The 8,151-nt window shown below is 43.9% G+C and carries 6 protein-coding genes; all 6 read left to right on the forward strand.

The annotated features are described in order from the left end of the window. The first annotated feature begins 105 nt into the window (after positions 1–105). The 6 genes from JTN23_RS25660 (at position 106) to JTN23_RS25685 (ending at position 7,084) form a co-directional block, all read left to right on the forward strand. Positions 106–1,248, forward strand: a complete 1,143-nt coding sequence (locus JTN23_RS25660; RefSeq protein WP_247237985.1) for an amidohydrolase family protein — start codon at positions 106–108, stop codon at positions 1,246–1,248. A 475-nt stretch (positions 1,249–1,723) separates the two neighbouring features. Next, a complete protein-coding gene (locus tag JTN23_RS25665) occupies positions 1,724–2,362 on the forward strand; it encodes a vWA domain-containing protein (RefSeq protein ID WP_262918679.1) in 639 nt (212 codons plus the stop codon). 11 nt (positions 2,363–2,373) lie between these two features. Next, positions 2,374–3,789, forward strand: coding sequence for a PP2C family serine/threonine-protein phosphatase (locus tag JTN23_RS25670; RefSeq protein WP_247237987.1), 1,416 nt, complete (start codon positions 2,374–2,376; stop codon positions 3,787–3,789). Between the two features lie 36 nt (positions 3,790–3,825). After that, a complete protein-coding gene (locus tag JTN23_RS25675; RefSeq protein ID WP_247237988.1) occupies positions 3,826–5,343 on the forward strand; it encodes a helix-hairpin-helix domain-containing protein in 1,518 nt (505 codons plus the stop codon). Between the two features lie 12 nt (positions 5,344–5,355). Then, positions 5,356–6,354 (forward strand): hypothetical protein, encoded by a 999-nt coding sequence (locus JTN23_RS25680; RefSeq protein ID WP_247237989.1) that lies wholly within the window; start codon positions 5,356–5,358, stop codon positions 6,352–6,354. Positions 6,355–6,361: 7 nt separating this feature from the next. Further along, positions 6,362–7,084 carry an Atg14 domain-containing protein gene (locus tag JTN23_RS25685; RefSeq protein ID WP_247237990.1) on the forward strand — a complete coding sequence of 241 codons (723 nt, stop codon included), beginning with the start codon at positions 6,362–6,364 and terminating at the stop codon, positions 7,082–7,084. Positions 7,085–8,151 lie beyond the last annotated feature (1,067 nt).

Below are 8,151 nucleotides of genomic sequence, written 5' to 3' on the forward strand. Positions count from 1 at the left end.
ATGGTTTGGACATAACTAAGGTAATTTGGGTGAAACAATTTACTAAATTGTCTCTTCCCTTTTTCTTCCCTTCTGTCCATTTTTACTTGACTACGTACACGTGACATGCGTGGCGCTTATAATGAAGTAGATCCATTTGCTGCTGTACAATCCAGAATGGAACAATGGAACAGCGAAGTAGAGAAACAGCATTTAATTGGACCTATATTGCACGGTATTACAAGTTTTGCTGTTGAGGGTCCGCATGAAATGTTTAGTAACAGCCCTTCCTTTTTTAATTGTTCTACTCCTGCAGATGCAGTGGAACTGGTACGCTACTTAAAGAAACGGAACATTACGTTAATCAAAGTATATAATCATATTCCAAGAGAAGCTTTTTTTGCACTTATGCAGGAAGCTACTAAGGCAGGTATCGATGTAGCAGGACATAAACCGCTGCGGGTAAGTACCATTGAAGCTTCCAATGCTGGCATGAAGAGTCTGGAACATGCTATGTTTTTTATCTGGGATAGCTACCCTATGGCAGATAGTATCCGCAGGCTCAATAATCCATCCAAGGCTGTTAGTACTGCTTTTAGAAAGGAGATGCTTGCAACCCATGACAGCGTTATGTTGCAGAAAATGTTTACTACATTTAAAAAGAATGCCACCTGGTATTGCCCAACGCATCTAACCAGGAAGCAGGATGCCTTTGCCGGTGATGAGTTTTTCAGAACCAAATATGCTGGAATCAATCCGGTTCTCAGGTTTATATCTTTTGAGGATCTGGATGCCACCCTACAGGAAGATACAACATCAGAAGCAAAAGAGGTGTATAAGGCTATATACTTGAAGGGGTTGCAGATTTCCGGAGCAGCCTACCGAAGCGGTGTAAAAATACTTGCGGGGTCTGATGTACCTGAACTGCCCGGTTCTTCTCTGCATGAGGAGTTGACAGAGCTTTCAAAGACCGGCATGCCCAATTTTGAAGTGCTACGTACAGCTACACTTTATCCTGCTCAGTATTATGGTTTAGACTCTACCTATGGAAGTATTCGGGAAGGTAAAAAAGGAGATTTGATTTTAGTATCCAAAAACCCATTGACTGCTATAGAAAATACTCAAACCATTACCAGTGTATTTGTGGATGGAAAGCATTTCGATGAGGCTTTTCTTAATGAGGTAAGACAGAAGGTAAGCAAGAGTGAAAAAAGTATAGTTATGTCTGCCAAATTGATTTGGGACATCGTCATTTACATGAGCATGTAATTTTTGTTTAAGCTTAGGATTTGATGCATTCAATGCCGGTTCATTGACTGACTCCTGGCGGCAGCAATCAGGTGCGCCAGCCTTTGGCACAACCTACCTACTACTACACATTATTGTTCCTCCCCAGACCTAATCGATACTTTCTCCCTAAGCTCAAGCCTTACTGTTCTGAGTTGCTAATACGTATGCGATGGCACGGTACCTACATTCGGCATCAATACGGGCATGTTTTTTTGATTCTACTTCTGTAAAGGATAAAGGCTTAGTGAAAGTACATGATCATAAATTATGAAAAGGCTAAAAACCCTTCGGTCACAAATAAGTTATGAAGCTGATACATCTGCCACCAAATATGCAATTAGTAGCTATGATTCCCATCAGACATCTATTATTGATGATAGCGCTAAGAGCATTGCAGAGTTGAGCGCATGATTGATCCATTGCTATAAACATAGTTACCTAATAAAAAACAGAAATGAGAAGACTACCCGTTTATTTGCTACTAGACACCTCGGGGTCTATGACAGGAGAGCCTATTGAAGCCGTTAAAAACGGAATTCAGGTAATGATCAGCTCCTTACGTCAAAATCCTCAGGCGATCGAAACTGCCTTTATCAGCATTATTACCTTTGATAGTACGGCTCGCCAGCTTGTTCCTCTTACAGATTTGGCCTCTTTCCAAATGGTGGATATAAAGGCCAGCGGTACTACCAGTCTGGGCGAAGCTTTGAAGCTGGTTTCAAGCTGTATAGACAATGAAGTAGCCAAAACCACACAGGAGCAAAAAGGAGACTGGAAACCACTGGTGTTCATCATGACGGACGGTATTCCGACGGATGAATGGCAATCTGGCCTGGATGAGTTCAGAAAGCGTAAAACAGCTTATACCGTGGCGTGTGCTGCAGGCAGTGGAGCCGACTCTAACTTACTGAAACAGATCACTGAAAACGTAGTAAGTCTGGACACGGCCGACAGTCAGAGTATTTCCAAGTTTTTCTCCTGGGTATCTGCCTCCATCGGCGTTACCTCCACGAAGGTAGAAGATGCCGGCAAGGAAGTATCGGGACTGGGTGAGTTGCCTCCGCCACCATCAGAGCTTAATATAGTTACCTAAACTCTGACTCTATGCCGGAGATGGGAAATGTGAAAGCGCAGCTAACAGAGTTATTCCTGAAGAACAATGTAGAGGTTCCTTCCAACAGGAAGGACTTGTTTGATAAGTTTATCAGGGATGACAAAACTGTGGCTGCGACTCGCTTAATCAGTGAACTAGAAAACCAGCTTATGGCTAACTGGAAATTACAGGATCGAATTGCAACCATCCAAGGGCAACCCGTTCGTATACATAATGCCAGCGTTGGGAAACTGTATGAAGCAAAGCTGGATTTTGAGCAATTAGGCTGGACAGACCTGTCCCACTGGAAATTTGAAGGTTTGGAAGAAAACGGCCTTACTTTCGAGGAGGAACAGAAACAGATTAGTGGGAAGCCCGTACAGAGCGGTGATATCCCACTCAGATTCCTGTTTAAGCTGAAAGAACAGGCTGATGATGAACCATTCAATGAGAAGCTCATCATGCTTATCGTAAATCCCGATCCTAAAAGCCTCTGGAAAAACCTGGACAGCGATAAAAATGATCCTTACTGGAAAGAAGATAATATCACTGTATGTGAGCCCTTAGGCGACAGGTATATACTAGCTTCTTCCAAACGTGGCCGCTCTCATGCCAATGAAGGGTCGTTTCGTGAGGATGATTTTGCCTTCATGAATCTGGAAAATGGCTGGAGTATCGTGGCCGTAAGCGACGGAGCAGGTAGTGCCAGGTTTTCGCGAAAGGGCTCTGATATTGCCTGCCGATCAGTAGTCGAGTACTTCGGTGAGGAAAGTTCTGCTACAAGCCTGCAGGAATTTGATCAGATCCTTGAGCAGCATAAAGCTAAAGCTTCACCCGATAGCTCTACCAAGCTGAATCATTATGTATATAACACTCTGGGCAAAGCTGCTTTCACCGTCCACAAAAGGCTCGAAGACTTTGCTTCTAAAGCCGGTCATACCCTTAAAGATCTAAGTTGTACCCTGATTTTTACGTTATTCAAAAGGTATGAGTCGGGTTACGCTTTTCTTTCTTTTGGAGTAGGAGACTGCCCGATTGCGGTACTTAATAAAGATATCAGCGAGGTTACTCTCCTGAACTGGATTGATGTGGGCGAATTTGGTGGCGGTACCCGCTTTATCACTATGCCCGAGATCTTTCGCAACGAAAAATTTGCTACCCGTTTCAGCTTCATAGAAAAAGAGGACTTTTCCTACCTCATGCTGATGTCAGATGGAATCTATGATCCTAAATTCGTTGTAGAAGCTAACCTGGAGAATATAGCGAAATGGAAAGAGCTGCTGGAAGACCTGAATGGCAACAATGAGGGTGGAGTGAAGGTGGAGCTTGATCCGGGTAATAAAGAGATCGTTCAGCAATTCTCAGCGTGGATGGACTTCTGGAGTACCGGAAACCACGATGACCGAACGCTGGCCATTGTGTTTTAGATAATAAAAAAAGGGAAAAAATAACCAATATTATTCATGGCGAGCATAAAGTCGGTATCTTCCATTATTCACCCTGGTAAAACGTATCAGTACGCCGATAACGGAGAGCCTATGCGGGGTGGGATGAAGGATGTTTATTTCGCTCCTGATAAATCATACGTGGTTGCTTTTTATCGCGATAAGCAGGATTTTAATTCGAAAGAACGCCTGACTAAGCTTGTAACCCAGTACTACGATAGCTTCTTTAACCGTGAGGGCGGAGAGTACTATAAGAGCATATATTGCTGGCCGACCGACGTAGTTCAACTAGGGACTCAGATTGGGCTCGTTGTACCTACCTACCGGAAGAACTTCTTTTTTGCTAAAGGCTATGCTACAGGTGAAGGAATCAAAGGCAAGGAGAAGCAAGGGCTATGGTTTGCTTCTGCCAAGTTCAGGAACAAGCAATTTGCTCTGCGACTGGATGAAAGTGAACTGGGCAACTGGTTAAGCTATTTCCAGATTTGTGTCAAAATTGCCAGAGGGGTTAAGCGGCTCCACGCCGCGGGCCTGGCTCATTCTGATCTTTCTTACAAAAATGTACTTATTGATCCGGTCAACCGGGATGCAACGATCATCGATATTGATGGATTGGTAGTGCCCGGCTTATACCCACCTGATGTGATCGGAACGGCGGATTTTATTGCTCCTGAAGTACTTAGTACCAAACACCTTGCCCTGCGTGACCCTAATCGGAAGCATGCCAACCGTCTTACCGATTTGCACGCGCTGGCCGTCATGATATATATGTACCTTTTATATCGTCATCCTCTGAAAGGCGGTAAGATTAATTCGCTGGATACAGAAGAAGATGATCTTTTATCGATGGGGGAAAAGGCACTGTTCATTGAACACCCGACCGATGCTTCAAACAGACCTAAGCTGGGACAGCTTCCAAAGTCAGCCCTGCCCTGGTCAGATGTAAGCAAACTTCCCTATACGCTGACAGGACCTTATCTGAAAGCACTTTTTGACCAGGCCTTTATTACGGGGCTACATCATCCTAATCAACGTCCCAATGCGGATATGTGGGAACAGGCTTTGTTAAAAACTACTGACCTGATGCAGCCCTGCGGCAATACCCTCTGCGATCAGAAGTGGTTTGTATTTGATAATTCCTCTTCTCCCAAATGTCCGTTCTGCGGCACTCCAATAAAAGGGCCTCTGCCTGTGCTTGATTTATACTATCGGTTTAAAGATACCGTATGGAAACCTGAAAATCACCGGCTGATGGTCTACCATAACCAGTATCTGTTCCAGTGGCACGTAAATAGGAATGTTGTCCGAAATGAGCGTCTTACCGCGGAGCAGAAAGTACCGGTAGGGTACTTTGCCTGGTTTAATAACAAATGGGTATTAGTAAACCAGAAGCTGAACTCACTGAAAGATCTTACGGAAGATAAGCAGGTGCCCATCGGATCAATGGTAGAAATCACCGATGGAAAAAAACTACTGCTCTCAAACGAAGAAGGCGGCAGAATAGTAATGATAACAATGGCTAATAAACATTCTTAAATACTAGCAGCAATGAAACTAAGACCAGCAGGAATATTTCTAATTCTGGCAATAATAGCTACACTGGCTTATTTTGCCTTTAAAAATTCGGGGAGCACCGTTGCGTCTGATTCTTCCGATACATCCTATACCGCTCCGGAACCTCCGACCTCCCAAACCCGGAGTCCAGAACCAGCTACCGGTAATACCGCATCGGACGAGACAAGAGACTTTAATTACACCCCCGAGAAGCCGCAGAATGGTACCCTTAACGGGGTGGTTGAGCTGGGCGCTACCGGCTTCAACTCATTTGTGATCAATATGGACAGGGAAAAGCGCTGGGAGATTGTCTCTAAAGACTTTGGTGAATCCCTAGCCTACGAGGGACTGGCCACTACGGACGATATCAGGGCCGGTTTGAAGAAGTACATTTCCGGGATGTTAGACAAAGGAGTCGCTAAAAACAATATACATTTTGTTATTTCCTCCGGGGCCCAAAAAGAACCCAAAACCAAGATCATCAGCAACGAACTGAAAAAGATGGGTTATGTGGTGAATAATGTAACAGCCGAACAGGAGGCTAATTTAGCCCTGCGAGCTACTGTCCCACCCTCTTTTGCAGATAACTCATTTATGGTCGACATCGGATCTGGTAATACCAAGGTATCCTGGGAAGACAATGGCTCTCTGCGGAGTCTTGAGCTGCCCGGAGCGAAGTATTTTCAAAATAATCAGACCGATCAAGATGTTTATAACCAGGTGAAGCAAGGAGTAAGTAAGGTCCCCGAAGGGAAGCGAAATGTAGGCTTTATTATAGGTGGCGTTCCTTTCACACTGGCTAAACAGCACCGCAAAGGCGATGAAAGATATACGGTTCTAAAAAATCCGCAATCGTACAAACCGGAAGATAAAAAAATGGAGGCAGGTTTAAATATCTATAAGGCGATCGCTGATGCTACTCAAACCGATACGTTTGTATTCGATTGGGACGCAAATTTTACGATTGGTTTCCTTTTGGAACTTAAAAAATAAAACGCTTATGAGCTTCCTGAAGCAGTTGTTAAATCCTTTTATTGAGTTTGAGGAGGATAAAAATAAACAGGCCCCAAAAAGGAGTACCCCTCCTCAGGCTCCTTCTGCGCAGCAGGAAGATGAAAACACTACACATCCGCTTATTAATGAAGGGCAAGCTGCTGCTCCACCCACTCCATCAACACCAGCTCAGCAGCAAGTTCCACAACAGGCTGACAGCATGCCTTTTGCAGAGCATGTAGCCTATTTTGATAATCTGATTGACAAAGCGAATCGTGAAAACCCTGCCTTTCATGGTCCGGATTTCAAGGAATTCGTAGATACAAAATTGGATATTGATGATATAGCCGATGAAAATCTAAAGTATACGACCGCCTTCAATATCCTTAAAAACGCTGGTCTAAGCAAAGAACACCTCATTTCCACGGCTCAGGAATATTTGAATGTGATAGGTCGTGATCTGAATGCATTTCAATCAGCCCATGCCCGTCAATACAAAGCTGACCTACAGCCAAAAGAACATGAGTTGCAGAAAAAAGTTGAGGAATTACAGGTGCTTACTCAAAGGTTGGCTGATTTAAAAAAAGAGATCAATCAGATGAGCCAGGAAATAAGCTCAAGGAGAGATAGCCTTAACATGAACAGGAGTTCGTTCCTTCTTGCAGGAGAACATAAGCAGAAGGAGATTCAGCAGGAACTCGAGAAGATAACCAGGTATTTTGGTGCTTAAGCTCTTTTGTTGGTATGACCGCTATAAGTTGGAATATTAAAGCACTCCTCACCTTTTGAATATACTTGTTGCCGGTTCAAACCAGTACTGTCAATTAAATAGCGTCTAAGGGGGCTTTATATTTTTCTCCACCCCCACACGAATCCATCTTAGTATTCAGAGTCTGACATTTAACTTCTGATCAGTGAACCCTATCAGTACTAATCTGGGTTACCTTTTTCATAATTTACTACCATCATGTGATTCAATGTATCCCATAACGTACTACACCTAAACATACTATGAATCTGGGGTAAGATTCAATGGGATGAAACTTGTCACCTAAGGTGGGTGACGTTGGTATGCAGCTGTCAACCAGCATGGCAAGCACATGGATGACGAGAGTTTTCAAAGAAGTGTGCCAATTTAGGATTTGGTTAATGACAACTAAACGAACAAAATGGGTAAAGAAGAGAACCTACCCATTCAGAATCATTCTGATTTCAACTATGCAACATTTCGCGAGCAGGCCATCGCTAGCATGCTGTCTGGTGACAAAGAGCTAACGAGCAAGGACGGCCGCTTCGGCGGTCCAATTAAACCCGTCACACGTTGTATACCGCGCAAGGAAGTCCGCTCCAGTAAGAGCTTTTCCACCGCGCGGCAGTCGCCTGCTCGGTGAGCTCTTGTGCTACATTGCTGATGGTGCCATATTTGCAGCCGCCGCTGCGGTTGCAGTCTTTGTAATGGTATTTTGGTATGCCTGATGTAGAATGACCGTTCTTCCGTATATTCAAACTGCCGCAGCGTTGGCAACAATAATTTGTAGTTCCGCTGATCATGATGCACTTATAATAAATCATCCCTTAAGTTACCACTACCAAAGTAGCGACTATGAAAAGCTTTTGCTTAGGTAATATTACGATATACGTTTCGGAATTTTCTCCGAGTGTACCGTAAGCGATTTAAGTTTGAATGATATACATGGTTTATATTAGAGTTGTTGCAGCGGGTTAAATTTGCCAAATGAAGCTATCAACTACGGATTTAAAGACAGACCGTCAGTGGCGTTCAGCCACGGGTTTAGA

Source organism: Telluribacter roseus (genome assembly GCF_017355915.2).
Classification (GTDB): Bacteria; Bacteroidota; Bacteroidia; order Cytophagales; family Spirosomataceae; genus Telluribacter.

What these genes read in the sequence shown, in the direction of transcription:
- JTN23_RS25660 (WP_247237985.1), top strand. Translation starts at nt 106, where the DNA reads ATGCGTGGCGCTTATAATGAAGTAGATCCATTTGCTGCTGTACAATCC.
- JTN23_RS25680 (WP_247237989.1), top strand. Translation starts at nt 5,356, where the DNA reads ATGAAACTAAGACCAGCAGGAATATTTCTAATTCTGGCAATAATAGCT.
- JTN23_RS25675 (WP_247237988.1), top strand. Translation starts at nt 3,826, where the DNA reads ATGGCGAGCATAAAGTCGGTATCTTCCATTATTCACCCTGGTAAAACG.
- JTN23_RS25685 (WP_247237990.1), top strand. Translation starts at nt 6,362, where the DNA reads ATGAGCTTCCTGAAGCAGTTGTTAAATCCTTTTATTGAGTTTGAGGAG.
- JTN23_RS25665 (WP_262918679.1), top strand. Translation starts at nt 1,724, where the DNA reads ATGAGAAGACTACCCGTTTATTTGCTACTAGACACCTCGGGGTCTATG.
- JTN23_RS25670 (WP_247237987.1), top strand. Translation starts at nt 2,374, where the DNA reads ATGCCGGAGATGGGAAATGTGAAAGCGCAGCTAACAGAGTTATTCCTG.